This window comes from Mesorhizobium sp. WSM3866, from assembly GCF_002294795.1.
Lineage (GTDB): Bacteria > Pseudomonadota > Alphaproteobacteria > Rhizobiales > Rhizobiaceae > Mesorhizobium.
Genome location: NZ_NSGC01000017.1, coordinates 1 through 21,519, shown reverse-complemented (window position 1 = coordinate 21,519; position 21,519 = coordinate 1). Strand labels below are relative to the sequence as shown.

Sequence of the window (21,519 nt, the reverse complement as noted above, 5' to 3'; positions counted from 1 at the left end):
GCTGATCGCGCCGCTCAGTTGGTGAAATGGGACAAGTGAAAGCCGGTCTCGTCCTGCAACTCGGATAATCCTTCCTCGGCCGAGCGGAACATGTCTTCGAAAGCCAATTCATGCTCGAAGACGACGCCGCCAACGCGGATGGCGAGCACGTCCTTGTCGCCTTTCGGCGCGAAATAGATCTGCCCGACCGCTTCCCGGACGCGCTTGCCGATCTCTTTGGCGTCCTCCTCGGTCGCGCCCGCGAGGAAAACACCGAACATCGCCGTTCCGATGCGGCCGATCAGATCCTCCTTGCGCACCGAGGACCTGATGGCGGTGGCGATCAGCCGCAAGGCTTCGTCGCCCCATTCGAGGCCGAAGCGCAAATTGATCGCCGAAAGATGCTCCGGATGGATGACGAGAAAAGCGCCGGAGCGCGGCCCGGCCGGTCTGGCGGCTCGCCTGTCGACCATCGACGTGAACACGGCCCCGTTGAGGCAGCCGGTCAGATGGTCGTAGGTGCCGGATCTGGTGAGCTCCTGCCGGTAACGGCGGATCTCGACCTCTCTCCAGCCGAGTAAGGCAAAAAGCGGCAGACCGATGATAATGGGCAGAAGGGCGGCCGTGATGACGCTGCGGCCGAACGGCGTCAACGCGTCGCTGAGCAGCAGCAGATAGTTGAGGCCGAGCGACAGGCCGACGCAGCCCGCGGTGCCCAGCAGGGTCAGCCAGACGACATGCTTCCAGGCCTCTGCCGGCGCGGTCTCGGTTTTTATACTCACTGGCCAATCTCCTGTTGGACGCATTGGCATAAAGGCGGTGTGTTACGATTTCCGTTTCAGCGTGGCCTACAATTTGAAGGAAATCAGTGTCTTTCTCCCTGGATGGCGCCGACGGCTGCGGCCCGGTTCTCGCTTCGATCTGATTCGTCGCTGAAACAGGTCAGCGTTTGGTAGGATCGCCGAGCTGCTTTAGCCATTCCGTTTTTACGCAATGGCGCAGGCAAGGCCGTTGCGCGCCTTTCCGGGTATGCTCTATTGCGGCGGGCCGAAGACGCCCATCTTGGCAGCCCTGGCGACGGATTCGGCTTTGCCGTAGATGCCCGAGGGGGACGCCATCGCCCAGCCATTGGCAACCAGCCAGGCGCCGACATCCTGTTTGCCGAGCATGCACGGCGCGGCGATGGCAAAACGGTCGGCATCGGGCGGCAGGACGCATTTGAGCGCCCGGCCGCGCAGCCAGGCATTGAAGGCGGCGCGGGCGCGCTGCCCGCAGGGCCAGATGACGTCGCCGAACGCGCAGGTTCTGGCGGGATCGACCTCGATGGTCCCGCTGACGATCACCCTGCGCCCCATGGACTCGAAGATCGCCGACGAGGTGGCGACCGGGCGATAGAGCAGCGTCTCACGCCAGTCCTGCGGCATCGGCGTCTTCGGCGGCACGGCGAGGCCGAGCTCGCCGAGCGGAGGGCGGGGCTCGATGCGCTCGATCCCCGCCACGTCGAGCGGCGGCGGCGCGATGAGGTGCTCGGCTATCCTGCGCGCCGGCTGGCCTGGCCGCGTGTCGTGGACGGCGATGCGCGAGGCAGGTCGGGCTTCGCTCGCGACCTGGGCGGGCGGGGAGGGGAGGTCGAGCGGCAACCAGTGTCTCGACGCGGCGACCAGCAGCGCGCCGGCGACCAGCCCGAGGCTGCCGAGCGTCGTGGCAAGCCGGCCGGTCGATTTCGCCTCGCCCAAAGCGCCGCCTCGTCGTTTCACCGGATCATAGATTAGGCGCCGATGACATCGCTTGAAAAGCAAGGCTTTGCGTTAAGTCTCGCGCAACCAATGCGGCCTACAATCGAGCATCGGATGTCGAGGGGGATGACATGACGCGCAAGCCGACACTGCTCTTTGCCTTCCCGGCTCTCATGCTGTTCCTGCTGGCGGCGGAACGGACGGCGACGTTTCTGCTCGGAACCTATTCGGCCAGCCCGACCATGTGGCGCATCTGGCTCGAGCTGCGCCCCTTCTCGACGATGTTCTGGCAGCAGGTGGACTTCTATCTCGGCGGCTCGATGGCCGTCGATGCCGCCGTCATCGTCGTTGCGTCAGGCGCCTGCTGGATGGCTTGCCATGCCAAGAGATCCGCCGGCTTTTTCCTCGCCAACCATGCCGCTCTGATGTTCGCCGGTCTGATGATAGCGGCCGGCAGCCGTTCGGAAACGGCGAGCACGATCGCCAATTTCACGGCGCCGCGCGGCTTTCAATTCTCGCTGGCGATCGACTTCAGCTTGAAAAACTGCATGGTGCTGTGCCTTGGCCTTGCGGCCTGCGCCTATTGCCATGTCGCCTTCCTGCGCGAGGCGAGGCTGCGCGCCGAAGCCCGCGCCGTCCGCATCCTGGCGCTGCAGCGTGATCTGTAGACCCCGCTGATCGGAATGCCTTCCGCTATCGCCCGATGCCGCGTCAGTTGATCTTCTTGTAGTAGACTTTACCGTCGGCCTGCTGGATGCGCTGATAGGACGGATTGGGTCCGGGCGGCGCGGCCTTGCCTTTGAATGCCGGCGCGCCGACGGAGGGGTTTTCACCTGCCGAGGCCTCGGCCACGGTCGTGTTCGCGAAACTGGGCTCTGGCGCCCGCGGCGTTTCGGCATCGGCGGCGACGGGCTGGCTCTGCTCAAGCCGGGAAAGATTGCCGTTTATCTGGCCGAAACTCGCCTGCAGCTGCCGGTCCAGCGTCTCGAACCGGCTCTGAAAGCCGTTGTTGACGGTATCGATGCGGGCACCGATCCGCTGCTCGAACTGGCCGAGCTGGTCCAGCCGCGCCTCCAATGCCCGAAGGTCGTTGACGCCGCGATAGAGATAGAAGGCGGCGGTGACGTTGATGGCGGTGACGAGGACCGCGCCGGCCGCGACCACGCCGATGGTTCTCGCGCGGCTCGGCCTGCCCGGCGCCTTTTCCCGTTCGCTGAGTTCGATTGCCGGAATATCCGTCTCGCTGATCATCGTCATTCAACCACCACCTTTGCGCCCACCGCGACGCGCTTGAAGAGATCTATCACATCCGTGTTCGTCAGCCGAAAACATCCGGACGTGCCGTCGAAGCCGACACCTTTGGGATCGTTGGTCCCATGGATGCGATAGAGCGTGTCGCGGCCGTCGCGCGACAGATAGAGCGCCCTGGCGCCGAGCGGATTGTAGGGGCCGGCGGGCACCATCGCTGGCAGCTCCGGCTGGCGGACCCGCATTTCTTTGGGCGGGCGCCATTCCGGCCATTCGGTCTTGGCGGCGACCTTGACGGTGCCGGTCCAGCCGAAGCCGTCGCGGCCGACGCTGATCTGGTAGCGCAGCGCCTGGCTCTTGTTCGTGACCAGATAGAGCGCCTTCTCGCTTTTGCGGATGATGATCGTTCCCGGTTGCTCGCCGGTCTGGAAGGCGACCGTCTTGCGCAGGCTGGGGCCCATGGCCGGAAGCGGCGGCAGTCCCGACCCGGCATCCGCGAAATCGCAAGGCACCGCCAGCGCGATGCCGATCAGGCAAGCGCCGGCGAGGCCTGTCGCTATCCGCCGCATTGGCGTTGTCGCAATTCCGGATGGAAAACCGCTGCGCAGATTTCCCGGAATGGCTTTAGCGCTGGGCATTGTCCAGCCGCTCCTTGAACATGCGCTTCAGGTCCTTGTTGAAGCGCGCCCGCCCGTCTACCTCGGAAGGCAGGATGGCGCGGTTCAGCGCATCGGCCAGCAACGCGTTGTCAAGCACCAGCGACTTGATGTGCGGCGCCTTGAAGATCTTCTCCAGCTCGCTGCGCGAGAAGTGGTTGCCGAACCATTTGCGCTTGTGCTTGTTGGCGACCAGCGTGATCGAGACGCCATTGCCGCGCAGCTCGCGGATCTTCTTGTAGAGCCGCTTGCCCTGCCTGAGCGAGGCGACGTTGAGCTCGAAGACGATGAAGATCTCGTCGCTGGTGCGCAGCACCGACTCGTGCCACGGCGTCTCGATGTTGGGCAGGTCGATGACGATGTCGTCGAAGCGGTAGGCGACGAGGTCCAGCAGCCGGAAGACGAAATCGGCGCCGCGCGGCTCGAACGGCAATTGCGGCCGCTCGAAGGAATAGAGCGTGAGGCCGGACGGCCGCGACAGCTTGATGACATCCATCAGCTCGACATCGAGCCGCTCCGGCTGGCCGATGATGCCGGCAAGATCGAACTGGTTGAACTGGTTGAGATAGGCGCCGCAATTGGCGCTCTGGAAGTCGAGGTCGACGAGGCAGGTCGAGGCCGCCCGCTCGGCCGATTTCGAGGCGAGATGCTCCGCCGCCGAGATCGCCAGCGTGGTCGCGCCGGCGCCGCCGCTGGCGGCAATGAAGGTGACGATGCGGCTTTTGGTGCCCTGGTTGCCGGTGTCGTGGAAGGTGACGGCGTTGAGCAGCTCCTTGGGGTCGAGCGGCTTGTGCAGCCAGTCCGAGGCATTCATGCGCACCAGCACCCGGGTCTGCTCCGACGTCAGCTCGCCCGAGACCGCGATCAGCGGCACCGACGCCCAGGCCGAGCGCGCCTCGACGAGCGCATTGTTGCCGAGCAGCTCGCCATCGCCGAGATCGAGGATGATGATGCCGGGACGTGCATCGACCGGCGGCCCCTTGAGGAACTCGACCGCCTCCGAAACTCTGACGTCGTAGATCGCCAGCGCGTCGAGCCGGGTGGTCACGTCGTGCCTGAAATTCGCATCCGACGAAAACAGCGCCACTTGCTTGCGTTTCGTGGGCAGGACTCTGGTGTCGATGGCGTTCATGGCCAGGTACTCTTTAAATCTTCACCCGTTACGGTACTCAGCATGGAAGGCACGTTGATGTTGGCGAACCCCATCAGTCCCTGGAGGAAGAAGAACTGGAAGGTTCGGTTTTGCAGGCTGACCGTGATGGTCGGCACGGGACCACCGAGGCGAGTCTGGTAACCGAGCCCGGTTGCCATGTAGGTGACGACAACGTTGCTGCGCAGCAGGCCTGGGAAGAAGTGGCACATCCCGGGTCTCTGGCCCGCCGTAAGGGCCGGGCATGCATCGTCGCTGGTATTGGCCGTATCGCCGCGGAATACCCGACTGAATGCGGCGGCATTGAACCCGCCATTATTTGTGCAAGATCCCGTGGCACCGGTGTAACTGCAAACGAACGGACCGTAAGCGCCGGCGACGACCGGCGCGCCGGGATTGGCCGTCGGTGCGGCGGTGGCAAGATTGGTCGCGACGGCATCCGATATTGAGGCCAGCCGCGCTCCGACCTGGACCGCCTTGGTCGCCGCATTCCACTGATAGAAGGCGTAGCCGAAATCGACGAATCCGAGCGTCAACGCAAAGAGCAGGGTCGCGACGATGGTCATCTCGACCATGGCCGCACCGTCCTCGGATTTTGCGAAACGCCTGATCATGGTCAGAACCGCATCAACCGTTCTTGATGTGAGCCGCTCAGCGTGATCGGGCCAATGCCGACGAGTGACAGCATGCCGACGCCGGTATAGGCATACGTCCCGTCTGCCTGGACGATGCAGACTTGCGCCGTCGTGGATCTATACTGCGTGACGCCGGCAACCACCGCATCGTGGCAGCCGGTCCCGATCGTTACGGTGACGTTGGCTTTCTGCCAACCTGAGATTCGCGCGACGTCCGTCTGAGTTATGGCCGGCTTGCCGTAGACAGCGATGTTGGTGGCTATGTCGGCGCAGTCTATCGCCGCTAGCCCGGCATCCGTGTAAATCTGGCTGTTGCATCGCGCAGCGAAACGGGCCGCGTCGGAAAGTCCGGCCTCCATCAGAAGCTTGTCGTGGATGAGATTGCCGAACTCGAACACGCCAGCTGAAAGCGTAAGCATCAACGGTGCGACAAGGGTCATCTCGATCAACACTGCGCCGCGTTGGTCGCGCCGAAATTTTGCAAGATGACGAAGGATAATGCCAAGCATTTTCGTCACCGATAAAGCTGGGCTTCGTCGCGGAGGAAACTGTCGAGCGTCCCCGCACCGCCGCGACCCGTTATGTCGACGAGTTCGACAAAAACGGAGCCACCTGCACTGGCACCCGGAACGGGCTCAGTCAGGAAAAAGCTTGCGAACGCTTCGACGGGAAGATTGGTGCTGTTGCCGTTCAGATCGTTCCCGGCGGCTTCCAGCGCGTTGCAGTTGAGAATCGCGCCGTAAAGCAGACGACGATCGACGGTTGTCACCGGGGGCTGGCAGGAACTCGGCGGTGTTCCTACTTCTCCACCCGCGGAGGCGGTTCCGACCAGATTGTTCGCAATCTCGTATTTGTAGACCTGATACCGGGTCGGCGCAGTCGTGTTCCAGGAGGATGGATAGCTGGTTCCACCGAAGTTGGTGCTCCAATAGCTGGAGAAGTTCCAGTTCCCGTCGCCCATCCGGCCGCCCATATAAGGTGTAGCGGCATCGCGCGGCAGGCCCATGTTGCCGGTAGCGTTGAACGTCAGCTGATTGTAACTGGGGCACTGATTGCTGTTGCCGTTGCCGTTCCCATTTCCGGCGGTCGACGCTCCCTTCCGCACATTCGAGGCGGGGCCGTACTCCGCGCTGTTGAAGGCATTGCCACTGGGATTGATACCGAAGCGTACGTTGAACGCATCCTGAATCGGGCCGGTGTTCTGGCCGGTTTTGGTGCTCACGCCTTGGGACGAATAACAGCCGATCGGCCTCGACGTTGCGATTGTCTGCGCAAGCGCCTGCGCTCCATTGCCGACACCGTCCGGCGGCGCCAGGAAGCCGAAATTGCCCGGGCCGTATGCAGCATTGTTTCCGACTGTACGGAGTTCGATCAGGCGCCGGCGGATAGAGGTATCGGCCACGGCCTCCTCGAGTGTAACGCCGCCAGCGGAATTGGTGCCGTTGACCATTTCATAGGGATTGCAGATGAAGACGGGTGTGTAGTTGCAGACACCGGAGGTAAACCCTGCGACAGACACCGCGCCGACATTGAAGCTGTTGTTCGCGGTGTTTCCGGTCAAGAACGACGCCGGGAATATGGCCGCGAAACCAACAGGCGTCACGGTCACGCGGACGAACCGGGCGTTCGGCGCATCCGTCACTTCGTCGGTGATGATATTGGCTGCTGCGATAGCAGTACTGTCGGATGCCGGAAGTGACCGTAGGTAGGTCCTCGTCACGCCTGCGGCGAGTAATATTTGCGGAACGTTGGCTGTCGAGAAGGTATATTGGTTGCTCACCAGGGTCGCTAGCGCCCGGTCGGCGCGGACGATCGAATCGGTGCGGCCATCCAGTTCCGCAGCCGCGGCGAGGGCCATTGCGTCTCCCGCCTTCTGCAGGTCGTTGTGCATGTTGTTGACCCGGCTCATGTCGATCGCCAGGAGCGAGAAGCCGATGATCGCCGGCAACATGATGGTAACGAGCAGCAGCGCTATGCCTCGCTGATCGCGCCAGAACCTGCGCATGGTCCCCAACATGACCCTACCCTTACCCCTGGTTGTCAGGCTCCTCGCATGCCTGATACAACCGCATCCTTTCGTTCATTTCACTGCGTACCGGCCGGACCGACGTTGACCGTCATATTTGTTGTAGGCGCCGGCGCCGGCGGAAGCTTATATTTCTGCACGACGCCGACGGACCGTGCGCCGTCGCCTTCGATCTTGGTGTTGTTGGAAGCCGGATTGTACGGATCGACCGTCTGCAGCAGCTGGTTGGCTTTCTGCGAGTCGCCCGACGCCAAGGTCATCGTGTCGTAGTTGTTCAGATAGTCCGCGGCGCAGCCTCCAAGCAGGCTGGAACCGAGCAGGACAAGCAGGAGCTTATTTCTTGACATAGACCAGCTTATCCTTCGATTTTACATCCAGCATGTGGCCGTAAGGGCCGGTGACGCCGTCGCCCAACTCGTATTTCCGGATCATGTCCTTGCTGACCTCGAGCTGGCCGAGCAGGAACAATTCCGGATCGTTGGACGGCTTCGTCTTGTCGAAAGGCGTTGCCAACTGGTCGCCGGGCTTTACCGGTCGCACAAGATGCGGCGTGACGACAACGACCAGCTCCGTCTCTTCCTTCTGCGTGCTCGAATTCTTGAACAACGCACCGATGATAGGCACCTGGCCCAGCCACGGCACCTGATCCTGAAGCCTGGTGTTCTTGCTGGAGAGCAGACCGCCGACCGCGAAGCTCTGGCCGTCGCGCAGGTTGACCACGGTTGCCAGCTTGCGGTTGGTGAAGATCGGGTCGCCGGCGGGCGTGAAGCCGGTCAGGTCGCTCACTTCCGGCGCCAGCTTGATATGGATCTTGCCGTCATCCAGCACCACCGGCGTGAAGTTGAGATTGACGCCGAACTGCTTGAATACGATCTCGATCTCGCCCTGGCTGTTGACGCTGCGGATCGGCACTTCGCCGCCTGCGTTGAAGCTGGCGGTTTCGCCGGAAACCGTCGTGAGATTCGGTTCCGCTAACAGACGCACGACGCCTTTCGACTCCAGTGCTTCAATGATAAGATCGACCTTGACGTTGCTGTCGATAACGCGGGTAATCAGTGCTCCAAACGGACTCGCCGTGGACAGCAGGCCGCTGACAAGGTCGCCGGGCCCAAGCACGACTCCGTCCTTATCTACTGCGGCAACGCCGGTGCCGGTCCGCGTCGTCCCGCTCCCATTTGTGCTCCTGATCGAGACCCCGAGGTCGCGGCCGGCATTACGCTTGGCTTCAAGGATGCGCACCGAAAGATTGACCTGCTCGCTGTCATCGATAGTGACTGCGTTGATGATCGAGTCAGGTCCATACTGCTGTGTGACTTCGACGATTTGCGCCAAGGTCGCGGCGTCCTTGACATGGCCGCTCAGCCGAACTTTGCCGTTGATCGAACCGATCTCGATGCGGGCTTTCGGCGCCACCTGGCGGATAGCTGCCGCCATATCGCTGACATCTTGGCCGACCTCGATCTGGATGGCACCCAGGGAGCGCTTGTCCTCGGAAAACAGATTTACCGTCGTGGTGCCGAGGCTCTTGCCGATGATGTAGAGCGTCTTGTCGGTCATCGGCTGCGCATCGGCGATCTTTTCGTCGCCAACGACGATGTCGCCCAGTGTAGCGTTGACCTGGATCGTGGCGGATTGGGAAACGGGCACGAACACGCGGTGCAGCGACGGGCTCGACACATCGATGAAGCGGTCCGCGGCGTGAACTGCGGGGCTCAACGGCAACATAAGACAGGACCAGGCCAAAGCCGCGACGGCCAGTGATCCTCGAAGAATTCGCATCTAGATCGTCCCCCTTGCGGACCCACCCGGACCCCCCATCCGAATGCGTCTTTCGCTATCTCTGTCGCGGCACGTCGTATGTTTCGAGCTTCACGCCGCGAAATACGCCGATTGTAGCGCGGGCTGGCGGCGCCGGCTGCACATATTTGACCACTTCCTTTATAACTTCTTGCGGTTGTGGTGCGGGTGCCACAGTAGGCTTCACCTTGCTCAACTGGTCGATCTGGCTCCCAACCCGCTCCACGGCTTGGGCTAATCCATTTATCTTGTCGTCGGCGCGCTTGCGTTCTTCGGCGGCCGCAGCGTCGGCTGCCTTCTGCCTGTCCAGTTCCGCCTGTCTCTTAGCGACATCTTCCGGCGTGTCGCCGGTCAGGTCGGCGAGCGTCACGCGCTCCGTCGACTCGCCCTTGTTGCCTGCCGCCTGCCGCAGCGCCAGCGACAATTGTCCGGCGCCGGCAGCAAGCGTCAGCTTCTGCGCGTCCTTGGTGTTGACCTCGACCGTGACCGCCTTGACGACCGTCGGGCTGTCCTTGCTTTCGTCGGCCACCTGATCGACGGCAAGCACCTTGACGCTCTGCAGCAGCACGTCAACGAAGCTCTTGTCGGGACCGTCGCTGCTGCGCACGGTGCGGGTCAAAAGCACGTCGACTCGGTCGCCCGGGAAGACAAATCCTGCGACACCGAGCACGTCGTTCACGCGGATGGAGACGGCTTTCATCCCCTCCGACAGCACGGCCGAAAGCGTCGCGCGCTGGCCCGGGCCTGTGATCTTGGTGGAAAGCACCGGCTCATTGACGCCGATGGCTTGCAACGCCTGCTTGGTTCCTTCACCAGCCAGGAGATCCTTGCTTGTCTTGAAGGCGCCGACCGGAACCGCTCCCGCGGGCCATGGGATCTCCCGCAATTTGTCGTCGCTCAGCGAGTCGCCGAATTTGAGTGGCACCGCGGCCACCACGATCGTATCGCGCGGCAGATCGGGCTTGGCCATCGCACTCCGCTGATTGGCAAGCCACATATTGGCAAGCACGACCGCCAGCACGCCGAAGACGCTGGCGAGAATGATCATGATTACGGTATTTGCACGCATCGCCAGCCCCCGCTGAATTGTGTTAGGCACCATCGGCGCCAAGTATGACCCCGGCGCCGATGGATAGTCGAAGACTGCCGATCAATGGGCGGAGATCGCCGTCCACAATGCGGTCCACTTGGTGCCCACCCAGCCGCCGACCAGGACCACGGTCGCAATCACGGCCACCGTGATGATGCCGAGGAGAATTGTATATTCGACCATAGCAGCGCCGTTCTCATCGTCGCGGAACTGCCGGGTCAACGTCATGAGCTTTTTCATGCGAATGTCTCCCACACTTGGAGGTTGAACCCGACGAGACAGAGCCAAGGAATGTACCCCATACCCAAGCATCCCCCGTCACGTTCAATCCTTGTCCCGCAAAAAAGCCGAGTCAAACGGATTAACGGTCCCTTAACCCTTCAATACTCGATTTGAGACTTTCTCAATTTTGACAACAGCTTGATTCGCTTCGATTTTCAAGCGATCTTAACCATTCATTCACAATTCGGCCACACCCCTGTCCATGGGGAAACACATTAGAGGTATGACATATGGATTTATATTAAGTGGGTTAGGGGCGTGACCGCCGATGTGGTGACAAAGGTCCTAGGACTTTGGTCGGTGAGCTTGGAGTAGGGCAAAATAAAACGATTTCTTAAATCCCTATTTCTTAACTATGTCGCAAGTAAAACTCCACTGTGTCCTCCAGGCCGCTTGCCCATCATGTGGTTAACAGTTAGTTTCGTTCTGGGAGCAATTAGCGAAGGCTAAGGCAAGGTGTGGGGTCGGGTGGAGCTCATGCAGATTAAGGGCTCGGGGCAGGCCGGTGGCATGATGGACCTATCGGCAGCGGTGGGATTGCCGAAATTCCGAAAAGGCGACTCTGCCCAAAGATGGGCCTCAGTCCGTCCCAACATAAGGCTGACGGTATTAAATTTTGCCTTGCTCGCCGGCCTCATGTCAGCAAGTCTGATTTGGTTGCCGTTCTCGACCGTTGCCATTCAATCAGCACTGCGCCTTGATTTGGCTGTCGCGATGGCCCCTTTGCTCTTTCTGTGGGTTGTTTTTGGCGCGCTGCGCTATCAATTCGGTCGTGTCGCCCTCAGGCATGGCGGCGTACTGAGCGACTTCGCAGCTCGCATCCAGGCATGGATTATGACTCTGGTTGCTACCGCTCTGCTTTCCTTTCCGTTGCTTCTCTATTCTTATCTCGCCACCGCGACGAGCCGCCCGTTGATGGACGATTATCTCGCCTCAATGGACTCGGTGCTGGGTTTCAATTGGGTCGGCTATACAGCGTGGCTCAACAGCCATCCGCTGATAGCCTCGACCATTTCCGCGGCATATGCCAGTTTGAAGATCCAGTTGCTGGTTCTCCCGGCTGTGCTGGCGCTCACGCGCCGAACGGACCGGCTGCAGGAATTCACTGCATATTTTGGCCTCTCCGGCACGCTGACGTGCCTTGTGATGACGTTTGTACCCGCAGCGGGGGCGTTCGACTTTTTCCACCCATCATCTGAAATACTGACGTCCTTCAGTCCAGGCGCTTCGACGCGGCACCTTGATCAACTCCACGCGCTCCGCGAACTCAAGCCGTTCGACATAGTGCATCCGGAAGGGCTCGTGACCTTCCCGTCGTTCCACTCCACCCTGGCCGTGATGTTCGCCTATTCCATGCGCGGCATCCGATACGTTGCCTTTCCCGCTCTCGTTCTAAATGTGCTGATGATTCTGGCGACGCCTCCGGAGGGGAGTCACTATTTGGTCGATATTCTGGCCGGAGTCGTTATTGCCGCGATTTCCATCCGAATGGTTGGCTGGATCGCTCGACCTTCAACGGCGCCGAAACCATCACGGCGACAGCGGATTGGAGCCCGATAGTGCCGCGCTGGTCATTCCTCATGCTACGTCTGAAGTTGCTGTGGAGCATGTGCAACACGCTCTTGCGAGTTGCTGTCCGTATATCAGTTCCTGGGTTAGTGTCTTGAGGGTTGTGTGAAATGCTGGGTCGATTCATCAAAACGGCGGCCGAGCAACCCCCTTCACAGCCCGCTCAGCGCTTACCAGTGCCTGCCGCCACGCCGGTTCCTGCCGTTCCGGACATGACGCCGAACGGCGATGAATTCCTGGCGTTGAAGGTAGATCTGCATCGTCACCTCATTGACCGTTTTAATCTGACCGCCCTGGAAACCGCGACGAAGGGCGAAATCCTCGATGAGATTCGGCCGATCGTTCGTGAGTTCGTGCGCGGCCGAAACGTACCGCTCAACGCGCGCGAACTGGACCAGCTCACTAGCGACACCGCGGACGAGATGCTGGGGCTTGGCCCGATTGAACCCCTGTTGAAGGATGATTCGATCGCCGACATCCTGATCAACACGCACAAGCATGTGTTCGTCGAACGCCGCGGTGTACTGGAAGAGACCGCGATCCGATTTCGCGACGAGGCGCATCTTCTGCGGATCGTCAACAAGATCGTATCGAACATCGGCAGGCGAGTAGATGAATCAGCCCCGATGGTCGACGCCCGCCTGGATGACGGTTCGCGCGTCAACATCGCGGTGCGGCCGATCTCGGTCGATGGTCCGCTGGTGTCGATCCGCAAATTCTCGAAGAACCCTTATTCGCTCGAACGCCTGATGGCCTTCAACTCGATCCGCCAGCCGATGATTGAGTTGCTGCGGATTGCCGTGCAGGCACGCAAGTCGATCCTCGTTTCTGGCGGTACCGGCAGCGGCAAGACCACGCTGCTGAATGCTTTGTCGAGCTATATCCCAGCCAAGGAACGCTTAGTCACCATCGAGGACGCGGCGGAACTGCAACTGCAGCAACCGCATGTCGGCCGGTTGGAGACGCGCCCGCCCAATATAGAGGGCAAAGGCGAGGTCCGCCAGCGTGAGCTGCTTAAGAACGCTCTGCGCATGCGGCCTGACCGCATCATCGTCGGCGAAGTTCGCGGCGAGGAAGCCTTTGACATGTTGCAGGCCATGAACACAGGCCATGAAGGTTCGATGACGACCATCCACGCCAACACACCCCGAGACGCCATCTCGCGTCTCGAGCAGATGGTCGGCATGGCAGGCATGCCGATGACCAATGACTCGATCCGGGCGCAGATCGCTTCGGCCATCGACATCATCGTGCAGACGCAGCGCCTATCGGACGGCGGGCGGCGGGTTGTCTCGATTTCGGAGCTGACCGGCATGGAAGGCAATGTCGTGCAGCTCCAGGAAATCTATCATTTCGTTCGTCGCGATGTCGCTTCCGACGGCACCATTGTCGGCGAGTTCCGCGCGACAGGCGTTCGGCCGCGTTTTGCGACTGAAGTCGCGACCTTGGGATATCATTTCGCCAAGGACGCCTTCAATCCGCAGGTACCGCTCTGATGTTGTCCGGCCAAACGCTGCTTTATTTAGTCTACGTCCTAGCTGCCGCCTCTGTCATCCTAGCGGTGGAGGTGACGTATGTTTCCATCGCAGGCTCGCGTGCGAGGGCGGGCATCATAAACCGCCGCCTTCAAGCGATGAGCGCGGCTGCTCCAGTGGAACAAACCTTGCAAGGGCTTCTCCAAGAGCGGGGCCTGACGACATCGGGCGACTTTGCTTTTGGAGCCGTGGCACTTAATCGGCTCTACACACAGTCTGGCATAACCGGCAACCCGATCAGTTTCGCAGTTGTCTTCGTGCTGGCGGGCCTTGTGCTTGCATTGATCTCAGTGCTTCTCCTACGATCCCCGATTATCGTCGCGAGCCTAACATTTCTATTTGTTGCATTCGCTCTGCCTTTGCTCGTGATGAGACGAGCCAGGAATAAGCGAATCACCAAATTCGCCGGCCAACTTCCTGACGCCCTCGACATGATCGTGCGTTCGCTCCGCGCGGGTCATCCGACGACGGTGGCGATCGGGCTGGTAGCACGTGAAATGCCCGATCCCCTTGGGACCGAGTTCGGCATTGTCTCGGATGAGATCTCGTTTGGTCTGAGTCTTGAGCAGGCGGTGCGTAAACTGTCGGAGCGTGTCGGTTTCGAAGGATTGCACCTTTTGTCGGTCTCGCTTTCCATTCAGGCGAAAACCGGGGGCAATCTCACAGAAATATTGTCCAATCTGGCCTCGGTTCTACGCGAGCGGCGCAAGCTTCGCCTGAAGATCAGGGCCCTGTCGGCCGAGGGCCGGATGTCGGCGTGGATCATCTCACTCTTTCCGGTGCTGATGTTCCTCATCCTGTTGGCAATTGCCCCAAGCTATTATGGCGACGTTTGGGACAATCCACTCATTATGCCGGTATTCGTGATCTTCGGATCCTGGGCTCTCCTGGGTGATTACATCATGTACCGCATGGTAAATTTCGATTTCTAGGACTGGGACACCGGCTTTGTTGAATGATCTCGGAAATTCGTCGGTGTTGCTGTCGGTCGCTGTATTCCTCGCAGCGGGCGCGCTCTTCTTGTTGGTCGCTCTGATAATTGCGCCTGTCCTTCAGACGAGAAGGCGCATCGCCAACAGCCTTTTGTCGGAGGGGATAGCAAGTCGCCGCTCGCTGACAGCACAGCAGGAAATCAATAAAATCTCGGCCCAGCGACCGGTCGATGCCTATTTCAAAGCCCTTGAGAAGGAGCGCGGTGAACCCAACGCGCTGGAAGCAAAGCTCTTCCGTGCCGGTTTTCACCAACCGAGCGCTCCCATCATCTACGCCACTTCTCGCCTAGGTGCGGTATGTGTCGGCTTTCTCGCCAGCTACGCATTGTTTTTTAACTTGCTGCCGCCACAACTGCCCAGTGTGCTTGCCTTTGCCGGGGCGGCTCTAATCGGATTGGGATGCATCGTCGTCCCCAGCATCATGCTTGATCGCTTTGAAAATTCGCAAAAGCAGGTCTACCGGCGCGGATTTCCCGATTTCATGGATATGATGATCACTTGCGCCGATGCCGGCATGAGCCTTGAGGCTGCGGTCGAACGCGTCGGCAGCGAACTGGCCGGCACCCACAAATGGCTTGGCATTCAGCTCTCGATCATGAATCTTCAATTGCGGGCCGGCAAACCGTTGCGGGAGGCGCTACGTGAACTTGCGGACCGCGTCGGACTAGACGAAGCGAAGGCTCTCGCCGTGCTGTTTCGTCAGTCAGAAGAACTCGGCACCAGCCTTACGGAGGCGTTGCGTGTCTATAGCGACGAAATGCGCACCCAAAGAATCCTGCGTGCCGAAGAGCAGGCCAACGCCTTGCCGGTCAAGATGATGATTCCTCTTGGTCTCTGCATCTTCCCGGTGGTGATGATGGTCGTGATGCTGCCGGTCATTCTCCGCATGAAAGGCATTTTCTTCTAAGCCATCATATGATTAGGTTCTCAGACAGAGTCGGGGACTCGTGGGACACACAATGACAAAGCGCCTCGCAGTCGCGACCAGCCTGCTGCTTATTTTCCTTGCAGGTTGCCAGACAAAAGACATCGCCGACGGCGTGGTTCGCACCAACGAGCCCGCCAAAGGCGATTACACCGCCTTCGGCGATGCCTTCGACGGGCTGAAGACGATCAGCGACGTCGACTACTATGCTTCGGACCAGGCGGTTACCGAAGCCAAGACCCAGTTCCGCTCCGAAAACTATGGCAACGCCGGGGCCCTATTCTACAAGGCCACACGTTTGGCGCCTAATGATGGCATCGCCTGGCTGGGTCTTGCGGCTTCCTGCGACCGCATTCGTCGTTTCGATCTTTCCGATATGGCCTACAGCCGGGCTTACCGTCTGCTCGGCGCGACGCCGGAATACTATAACAATCTCGGCTATTCCTACCTGCTGCGCGGTAAGCTGCAGCAGGCGCGCACCAATTTCCTCAAGGCCTATGAGCTTGCGCCAAACGATCCGACCGTGGCCAACAATCTGAAGCTGCTGTCGTCCAGCGTGCGGAACATAGAGCGGTCATGAGCCCTCTGCTCGCCGTATCGCTCCTGTTCAAGGCGCTTACTATCCCTCTTCTGGCAATGGTTGGTTGGACCGACTTTAAAACCCAGAAGATATCGAATCGCGACGTCCTCCTGCTCCTTTTCCTGGGCCTTGGTTCCTTGCAACTGGTCTCCGTTGAGGCTGGGTCGTGGTGGGACATGGGATTGAGTGCACTCGCGGCATTACTACTGTTCGTCGTGCTCTTCCCCTTCTGGGTTCTGCGCAAGCTGGGCGCCGGCGACGTGAAGTTGATGGCGGTTATGCCGTTCGTGATCGGGGGCAGCGGCCTCGCTGCGTTCTCGATCTTGCTTCTGCTGTTTGCCCTCGCAACAGCGGCAGTCATGAAGTTCCCTTTCATGCTGCCTGAAGGTGCGTTCCGTCTGTATGTCCAGCATCTCGACCGCAAAGGGGTGGTCCCATTCGGCGTACCGATAGCCGCGGCGGCAATCTGCGCAACAGCATTCCAGATATTCGCGACCGTTACGGTGGCTGCCAACTCAGGAATGTAGCAGCGGCTTAATTGAGTGCCGACTAACTCCCGACACAACGTGCTCCAAAGCAACGGTCTTCATCGGTAGCTAAGTGAGCCGCCACCTCCATTGCCGCACCGGCTTCTTCGGAATGAGAGATGGAGGCTCCCCTGAGACTGCTGGCTTTGCGCCTCAAACATCAGGCGTTCGATGAGCGCGACGGCGCCAGCTCCAAGCGCGCCGACAACAGCCAAAATCAGAAGCTTTCTGAGAAAATCCAACGGCACCACCCGAGTGAAATTTCAAAACCCCGCGGTCTGCTTCTCGACCAGCTTCAGTCTTCCCTTTTCCACCTTAAAAAACGGCATCGATCTTTGGCTCGAGCCGTCGGCGCGGAAGCGGAACAGGCCGGTCGAGCCGCGGAAGCCGCTGGCGTTTTCCAGCACCTGCTTGGAGAAACCGTTCGGGCCGACCGAGCTTGCTATGCCGGCCGACAGCGCCACCATGTCATAGGCGTAGGCGACGTTGACGTCGGGCTGGTAGTTGTAGGTCGCCTTGAAACGGTCAGCGATCGGTCCGGTCTCGCTCTGGTCGAGCGTCGCGATATAGGCACCCTCATAAAGCGGATCGATCGGGCGCTCGAGCCAGCGTTCGGTGCCGATCAGGCTTACGGCCTTGCCCGGAATACCCTTCGCCTTCAGCGCCGCCAGCACGGCGACAGGGCTGCCGTCGCCGCTGGCGACGACGACGGCGTCGGGCGCCTCGACCAGCGAGCCCATGTCGGATACCACCTTGGTGGCGTCCGACGCCGAATAGGGAAGCGTCACGGCAAGCGTCGCGCCATAGATGCTGAGCGCGTTGGCGACCCGAGCCTCGACGGCACTGGCGTTCGCGCCCGCCGGCACCAAGAGCACGAATTTCTTGGCGCCCTTGCTGGCGACCGCTGCCGCGCCCGCCGCCGCGCTGTCGGCTTCGCTCAGCCGCACCGAATAGACGCCCGGGCCGCCGGCGAAATTGTCGGCCAGCGCCAGCACCGGCGGCCGCTGCGTGCCGGAGAGCTTGGCAAGGTGCTGCGCCGCCGCAAGCTCGGCCGGCCCGATGACGATTTTCACGCCGCCCGAAGTGATCGCCTTCACCGCCAGGTCCTTGGCATAGCTGCTGTCGCCGCGCGTGTCCTCGATGGTCAGCGTCACCAGCTTGTCGCCGAGATCGGCCATTGCCAGCCGCGCGGCATCATACATCTTCCTGCCGTTCTCACCCGCGCTGCCGGGGGCGGAGAGCGGCAAAAGCATGGCGATCTTGGTCGGGCCCGTGCCGAGCGTCAGATTGCCCTTGGGGGCGGTCGCTGCGGAACTGGCGGTCAGCTGCGCGGGCGCGGCGGTGGTGGCTCCGGCCTGGCTGCTAGGCGCGGCGATCGCCGCGGGATCGAGCACCTCCGATGCGCCGTTCTTCGACTGGCAGCCGGAGATCGCCGCGACAAAGGCAAAGGCGAGCGCCGCAGCAATTCCAGGGAAACTGCGCAGCAGTTTCCCGTCCGCAATTGCGCAAAAACGAGTAGTCGCAGCAGTTTGGCGTTTGCCTGAAACGATGAACTGCTCGAAGGCTCGCGGAAAGTCGCGTCGGAAATGCCCCGCCACGCCGGCAGGCACGGCAACCGGCGCCGGGCGCGCGGAAGCGTCGGCCTCCGCCCAGGCTCTCTTGGCCATCATCGCAGCTGGTCGGCGCGCCCGTCAGCTCAGTGCATGTACTCGACCATGCGGTCGTGGAAGCACTCGCACTTGTTGAGATAGTCCTCGTCCTTGTAGTTGGTCTTGAGGTAGCCATAGGCCTTGCCGCAGGCGACCTTGGCTTCCGATGCCCAGACGAAGGCGGGGCGCGACGAGTTGATCCATTCCGGGCTGTTGGCGACCGCGACGGAGTCGTCCATCAGCTTGACCACCCTGTCCTTGAGCTCGACTATGTTGTCGGTCAGCACCAGGTCCGAGGTGCCGACGGTGCGGCAATAATTCACTGCCGGCTCGCCAATGATATCTGCGGCAAAGCCGGTCGATCCGGCGAGCAGCACCGCCACGGCCGAAGCCAGCAGTCTTACGGAATGTTTCATGTAAGCCCCTCTCCAAATTGCGAATTCATGCGTTGCTTATGCTTAGCATGCGATTGCAGTCGTGCATAAGTGCTAAATGGTGACAGTGTGCTGTGCATGTGTGTTGTCGTCGTAGAGGATCGTGATGGTGCCGGCGGCAGGTGTATTCGTCAGCTGCGCCACGTCCACGAAGTTGGCCGGGTTGCCCGAACCGCTGGTGTCGACACTCAGCGTGCCGGTCCCGCTGTCATAGTGCACGTAGTTGCTGATGTTGCCGGCGGGCGCCGCGTCGAACAGCGATGTCAAGTCGATCTTGTCGCCCTCTGCGCCGTTGTAATCGGTGATGAGATCTTTGATGTTTAGTTCGAGGTGGTCGAGCTTGAAAGTGTCGGCTCCCGCGCCGCCGGTGAGCGTGTCCTGGCCGAGTCCACCAATCAGGGTGTCGTTGCCGCCGCCGCCATTGAGTGTGTCGTTGCCGGCGCCGCCTGCGAGATAGTTGTCGCTGGAATTGCCGAACAGATAGTCATTGCCGGAGCCGCCGATTAGCCCTTCGATGCCGGTGAGCGTATCGCCGGCAGCATCGCCGCCGCCGATTGTGCCCGCAGTCGGGTTGCTGAACGTCCCCGGTGCACCCGATGCATGGCCATCATCGGCCAGATGGATCGAGATCGCCGCGACACTGCCGGTATAGTCGACGAGGTCGGTCCCGGTTCCGCCAGAGATCGTGTCGGCATGTGTGCTGCCGGCGAGCACGTCGTTGCCCGCCGTTCCGGTGAGCGTGTAGTTGCCCGATCCATCCGCCGCCACAACGTGAACGGCGATAGGCTGTGTGCCGGTCGTATCGCCATCCTTGTCGGTGGCCGACACTGTGAACGCCAGGTTCTGATCCTGGGGCAAGACGTTATGCGTGAGGGAAACGTTCGAGAACTGAGCGCCTTGCCCGGGGACGTTGACCGCGCTGACCTGCAACTGGTTGAAGCTGATCGACGGATCGATCACGTATGTGCCCGTTGCGGTGATGGAGATGTCGCCGGACACGGACGTGTTGGTAAGCGTGTTCGTCGCAACCCAGTGATAGGTTCCCCCCGAACCGTTCAGCGAGTTGACAACCAAACTCACGGAGTCATTCATCTCAGCATTGGTGCTGGGCGGATTGTCGACACCAATTCCGGTGCCAGCCGTGTGGAACTCCATCGTGAAGGATTCGTTTGCGCCAACGAAGGTGTTCGCGACGCCAAATCCGTTGTTGTTGGAATTGATGCCGTCGGGGCTTGAAAATTCGATATGGCCGTCATTGGTTTCGCGCCAGTTCGGTCCGCCGGCGGGAAGGTTCTGCAGCGAATACGTAACTGTCGTCCCTGCATCGGGCTTGAGCAGGTCGAACTGATAAGTTCCATCCGGCCTTACTACTAGGTCGAACACCTCTGTCGCGCCCGCCATCGCATGGAGAACGGTCGTCCCATCTGCTGCGATCGTCGTGTTATAGGCGATGCCGGTGATTGCAGGACCGGTGATGTTGAAGTGATCAATGCCGTCCGCGCCCGGCACCAGCGAGAAGAAGCCGGCGACCGATCCAACCTCGTTCGGGATGGTGCCCGACGTGAAGGAACCCAGCGACGGGCCGTCATCATGGAAAGTGGTCTTGGAACCGAGATCGATCGACTGGGAGGCGTGGTCACCATCGTTGTCGGTCACCGTTGCCGTCAGCGTCACCAGGCCGGAGGTCAGGCTGATGCCTTCGGAAGTGTCCGTCGGATTGTCCGCAGTATTCTGGTGTACGGCACGGAACTCCGTCAGCGTCGTCTGGCCGGTTGCTGCGTTCACCGCCAGTGTGAACACCAGATAGGCCGGATCGCCGCTGTGGCCGGTCACATAGCCCGAAACTGTGCCGCCGCTCTGCGTCAGGACCACTGCTTGGCCAGTTGCCGAGTCGATCAGGTTCGAAGTCACGCCCTGCGAGGAGACGCTCACGCCGTAGCTGGTGGTGGCGCCGTCGGCGCCCTGCACCACGGTGAACATCGCCGCAAAGGCGGCCGTGGCCGAAGTCAGCGCAGCGTTCGGCGTCGAGCCGTTCGCCAGGTAACTTTCATCGACCTCGAGCGTTGGGGCGGTGGCGCCGCTCAGCGCGATCGACGGACCGTCGTCATGGAAGGTGGCCTTGGAGCCGAGGTCGAGCGACTGCGAAGCTTTGTCGCCGTCTCCGTCCGTCACCGTCGCCGTCAGCGTCACCAGGCCCGAGGTCAGGGTGATCCCTTCGGAGCTGTCGGTCGGGTGGTCGATCGTGTTCTGGTGCACCGCGCGGTCCTGCGTGAGCGTCACCTGGCCTGTCGAGGTATTAACTGAAAGGGTGAACACCAAGTAGGCCGGATCGCCGCTGTGGCCGGTCACGTAACCCGAAACGGTGCTGCCAGTCTGCGTCAGCACCACTGCCTGGCCGGTCGCCGAGTCGATTAGGTTCGAGGTCACGCCCTGGGAGGAGATGCTCACGCCGTAGCTGGTGGTGGCGCCGTCGGCGCCTTGCACCACGGTGAAGGCACCAACAAAGCTCTGCGTGTCGGAGGTCGAGCCGGAAGGCCCAGCGCCCGAGCCGGCAATGCCGTTGGTCGCCGCCGTCAGGTAGCTCTCGTCCACATTCAGCGTCGGTGCCGGCGTGCCGCTCAGCACGATCGAAGGCACGTCGTCCTTGATGGAGATGGTGATGGTTGAGGTGTTGGTGTTTCCGAAGGCGTCCTGCACCGTATAGGTGAA

22 protein-coding genes are annotated in these 21,519 nt (G+C 61.0%); 7 read left to right on the top strand and 15 right to left on the bottom strand.

What is annotated here, in order from left to right; genetic code table 11:
• Positions 1-14: 14 nt before the first annotated feature.
• Complete coding sequence (locus CK222_RS27245) at positions 15-761, bottom strand: GGDEF domain-containing protein (RefSeq protein ID WP_245433305.1); 747 nt, start codon at positions 759-761, stop codon at positions 15-17.
• Between the two features lie 252 nt (positions 762-1,013).
• Positions 1,014-1,715: a thermonuclease family protein gene (locus CK222_RS27240; protein ID WP_095802506.1), complete on the bottom strand. Its 702-nt coding sequence runs from the start codon at positions 1,713-1,715 to the stop codon at positions 1,014-1,016.
• A gap of 131 nt (positions 1,716-1,846) precedes the next feature.
• Here CK222_RS27240 and CK222_RS27235 point away from each other — a divergent pair, with 131 nt between their 5' ends.
• Positions 1,847-2,383, top strand: coding sequence for a hypothetical protein (locus CK222_RS27235; RefSeq protein ID WP_095802505.1), 537 nt, complete (start codon positions 1,847-1,849; stop codon positions 2,381-2,383).
• 43 nt (positions 2,384-2,426) lie between these two features.
• Here CK222_RS27235 and CK222_RS27230 read toward each other — a convergent pair whose 3' ends face one another.
• From CK222_RS27230 to CK222_RS27185, 10 genes are all read right to left on the bottom strand, one after another.
• Positions 2,427-2,972: a hypothetical protein gene (locus tag CK222_RS27230; RefSeq protein WP_095802504.1), complete on the bottom strand. Its 546-nt coding sequence runs from the start codon at positions 2,970-2,972 to the stop codon at positions 2,427-2,429.
• Positions 2,969-3,532, bottom strand: a complete 564-nt coding sequence (locus CK222_RS27225; protein ID WP_176477755.1) for a L,D-transpeptidase — start codon at positions 3,530-3,532, stop codon at positions 2,969-2,971. Before CK222_RS27225 ends, CK222_RS27230 begins: the two co-directional genes overlap by 4 nt.
• A 55-nt stretch (positions 3,533-3,587) precedes the next feature.
• Positions 3,588-4,751 carry an AAA family ATPase gene (locus CK222_RS27220; RefSeq protein ID WP_095802502.1) on the bottom strand — a complete coding sequence of 388 codons (1,164 nt, stop codon included), beginning with the start codon at positions 4,749-4,751 and terminating at the stop codon, positions 3,588-3,590.
• A complete protein-coding gene (locus CK222_RS27215) occupies positions 4,748-5,344 on the bottom strand; it encodes a TadE/TadG family type IV pilus assembly protein (RefSeq protein WP_245307567.1) in 597 nt (198 codons plus the stop codon). The genes CK222_RS27220 and CK222_RS27215 overlap by 4 nt, the downstream gene beginning before the upstream one ends.
• Positions 5,345-5,385: 41 nt before the next feature.
• Positions 5,386-5,856 carry a TadE/TadG family type IV pilus assembly protein gene (locus tag CK222_RS27210; RefSeq protein WP_280951796.1) on the bottom strand — a complete coding sequence of 157 codons (471 nt, stop codon included), beginning with the start codon at positions 5,854-5,856 and terminating at the stop codon, positions 5,386-5,388.
• Between the two features lie 62 nt (positions 5,857-5,918).
• Positions 5,919-7,421, bottom strand: coding sequence for a pilus assembly protein TadG-related protein (locus CK222_RS27205; protein WP_095802500.1), 1,503 nt, complete (start codon positions 7,419-7,421; stop codon positions 5,919-5,921).
• Between the two features lie 68 nt (positions 7,422-7,489).
• Positions 7,490-7,777 carry a hypothetical protein gene (locus CK222_RS27200; RefSeq protein WP_067325475.1) on the bottom strand — a complete coding sequence of 96 codons (288 nt, stop codon included), beginning with the start codon at positions 7,775-7,777 and terminating at the stop codon, positions 7,490-7,492.
• Complete coding sequence (locus CK222_RS27195) at positions 7,764-9,155, bottom strand: type II and III secretion system protein family protein (RefSeq protein WP_245307569.1); 1,392 nt, start codon at positions 9,153-9,155, stop codon at positions 7,764-7,766. The genes CK222_RS27200 and CK222_RS27195 overlap by 14 nt, the downstream gene beginning before the upstream one ends.
• Before the next feature lie 109 nt (positions 9,156-9,264).
• Positions 9,265-10,296: a Flp pilus assembly protein CpaB gene (cpaB, locus tag CK222_RS27190; protein WP_067325480.1), complete on the bottom strand. Its 1,032-nt coding sequence runs from the start codon at positions 10,294-10,296 to the stop codon at positions 9,265-9,267.
• 81 nt (positions 10,297-10,377) lie between these two features.
• Entirely contained in the window at positions 10,378-10,557 is a 180-nt protein-coding gene (locus CK222_RS27185) for a Flp family type IVb pilin (protein WP_067325482.1), read from the bottom strand.
• A 519-nt stretch (positions 10,558-11,076) separates the two neighbouring features.
• Here CK222_RS27185 and CK222_RS27180 point away from each other — a divergent pair.
• From CK222_RS27180 to CK222_RS27155, 6 genes are all read left to right on the top strand, one after another.
• Entirely contained in the window at positions 11,077-12,159 is a 1,083-nt protein-coding gene (locus CK222_RS27180) for a phosphatase PAP2 family protein (RefSeq protein ID WP_141247137.1), read from the top strand.
• Positions 12,160-12,278: 119 nt separating this feature from the next.
• A complete protein-coding gene (locus tag CK222_RS27175; RefSeq protein WP_067325489.1) occupies positions 12,279-13,664 on the top strand; it encodes a CpaF family protein in 1,386 nt (461 codons plus the stop codon).
• Positions 13,664-14,635: a type II secretion system F family protein gene (locus tag CK222_RS27170; RefSeq protein WP_067325493.1), complete on the top strand. Its 972-nt coding sequence runs from the start codon at positions 13,664-13,666 to the stop codon at positions 14,633-14,635. Before CK222_RS27175 ends, CK222_RS27170 begins: the two co-directional genes overlap by 1 nt.
• Before the next feature lie 16 nt (positions 14,636-14,651).
• Positions 14,652-15,602: a type II secretion system F family protein gene (locus tag CK222_RS27165; RefSeq protein WP_067325496.1), complete on the top strand. Its 951-nt coding sequence runs from the start codon at positions 14,652-14,654 to the stop codon at positions 15,600-15,602.
• A gap of 52 nt (positions 15,603-15,654) precedes the next feature.
• Positions 15,655-16,200: a tetratricopeptide repeat protein gene (locus CK222_RS27160; protein ID WP_095802499.1), complete on the top strand. Its 546-nt coding sequence runs from the start codon at positions 15,655-15,657 to the stop codon at positions 16,198-16,200.
• Entirely contained in the window at positions 16,197-16,727 is a 531-nt protein-coding gene (locus CK222_RS27155) for a prepilin peptidase (RefSeq protein ID WP_067325502.1), read from the top strand. Before CK222_RS27160 ends, CK222_RS27155 begins: the two co-directional genes overlap by 4 nt.
• A gap of 263 nt (positions 16,728-16,990) precedes the next feature.
• On the opposite strand, the gene CK222_RS27150 is transcribed toward CK222_RS27155, so the two are convergent.
• From CK222_RS27150 to CK222_RS27140, 3 genes are all read right to left on the bottom strand, one after another.
• A complete protein-coding gene (locus CK222_RS27150) occupies positions 16,991-18,397 on the bottom strand; it encodes a penicillin-binding protein activator (protein WP_245433303.1) in 1,407 nt (468 codons plus the stop codon).
• 26 nt (positions 18,398-18,423) lie between these two features.
• Entirely contained in the window at positions 18,424-18,792 is a 369-nt protein-coding gene (locus tag CK222_RS27145; protein ID WP_067325506.1) for a hypothetical protein, read from the bottom strand.
• A 72-nt stretch (positions 18,793-18,864) separates the two neighbouring features.
• On the bottom strand, positions 18,865-21,507 hold the full coding sequence (locus CK222_RS27140; protein WP_176477753.1) for a DUF5801 repeats-in-toxin domain-containing protein: 2,643 nt from the start codon (positions 21,505-21,507) through the stop codon (positions 18,865-18,867).
• Between the last annotated feature and the right edge of the window lie 12 nt (positions 21,508-21,519).

Bases quoted from the DNA above. Each gene is read 5' to 3' on its own strand.
- CK222_RS27235 (WP_095802505.1), top strand. From the start codon at position 1,847: ATGACGCGCAAGCCGACACTGCTCTTTGCCTTCCCGGCTCTCATGCTG.
- CK222_RS27230 (WP_095802504.1), bottom strand. From the start codon at position 2,972: ATGACGATGATCAGCGAGACGGATATTCCGGCAATCGAACTCAGCGAA.
- CK222_RS27225 (WP_176477755.1), bottom strand. From the start codon at position 3,532: ATGCGGCGGATAGCGACAGGCCTCGCCGGCGCTTGCCTGATCGGCATC.
- CK222_RS27220 (WP_095802502.1), bottom strand. From the start codon at position 4,751: ATGAACGCCATCGACACCAGAGTCCTGCCCACGAAACGCAAGCAAGTG.
- CK222_RS27215 (WP_245307567.1), bottom strand. From the start codon at position 5,344: ATGGTCGAGATGACCATCGTCGCGACCCTGCTCTTTGCGTTGACGCTC.
- CK222_RS27205 (WP_095802500.1), bottom strand. From the start codon at position 7,421: ATGTTGGGGACCATGCGCAGGTTCTGGCGCGATCAGCGAGGCATAGCG.
- CK222_RS27200 (WP_067325475.1), bottom strand. From the start codon at position 7,777: ATGTCAAGAAATAAGCTCCTGCTTGTCCTGCTCGGTTCCAGCCTGCTT.
- CK222_RS27195 (WP_245307569.1), bottom strand. From the start codon at position 9,155: ATGTTGCCGTTGAGCCCCGCAGTTCACGCCGCGGACCGCTTCATCGAT.
- cpaB (WP_067325480.1), bottom strand. From the start codon at position 10,296: ATGCGTGCAAATACCGTAATCATGATCATTCTCGCCAGCGTCTTCGGC.
- CK222_RS27185 (WP_067325482.1), bottom strand. From the start codon at position 10,557: ATGAAAAAGCTCATGACGTTGACCCGGCAGTTCCGCGACGATGAGAAC.
- CK222_RS27180 (WP_141247137.1), top strand. From the start codon at position 11,077: ATGCAGATTAAGGGCTCGGGGCAGGCCGGTGGCATGATGGACCTATCG.
- CK222_RS27175 (WP_067325489.1), top strand. From the start codon at position 12,279: ATGCTGGGTCGATTCATCAAAACGGCGGCCGAGCAACCCCCTTCACAG.
- CK222_RS27170 (WP_067325493.1), top strand. From the start codon at position 13,664: ATGTTGTCCGGCCAAACGCTGCTTTATTTAGTCTACGTCCTAGCTGCC.
- CK222_RS27160 (WP_095802499.1), top strand. From the start codon at position 15,655: ATGACAAAGCGCCTCGCAGTCGCGACCAGCCTGCTGCTTATTTTCCTT.
- CK222_RS27155 (WP_067325502.1), top strand. From the start codon at position 16,197: ATGAGCCCTCTGCTCGCCGTATCGCTCCTGTTCAAGGCGCTTACTATC.
- CK222_RS27150 (WP_245433303.1), bottom strand. From the start codon at position 18,397: ATGATGGCCAAGAGAGCCTGGGCGGAGGCCGACGCTTCCGCGCGCCCG.
- CK222_RS27145 (WP_067325506.1), bottom strand. From the start codon at position 18,792: ATGAAACATTCCGTAAGACTGCTGGCTTCGGCCGTGGCGGTGCTGCTC.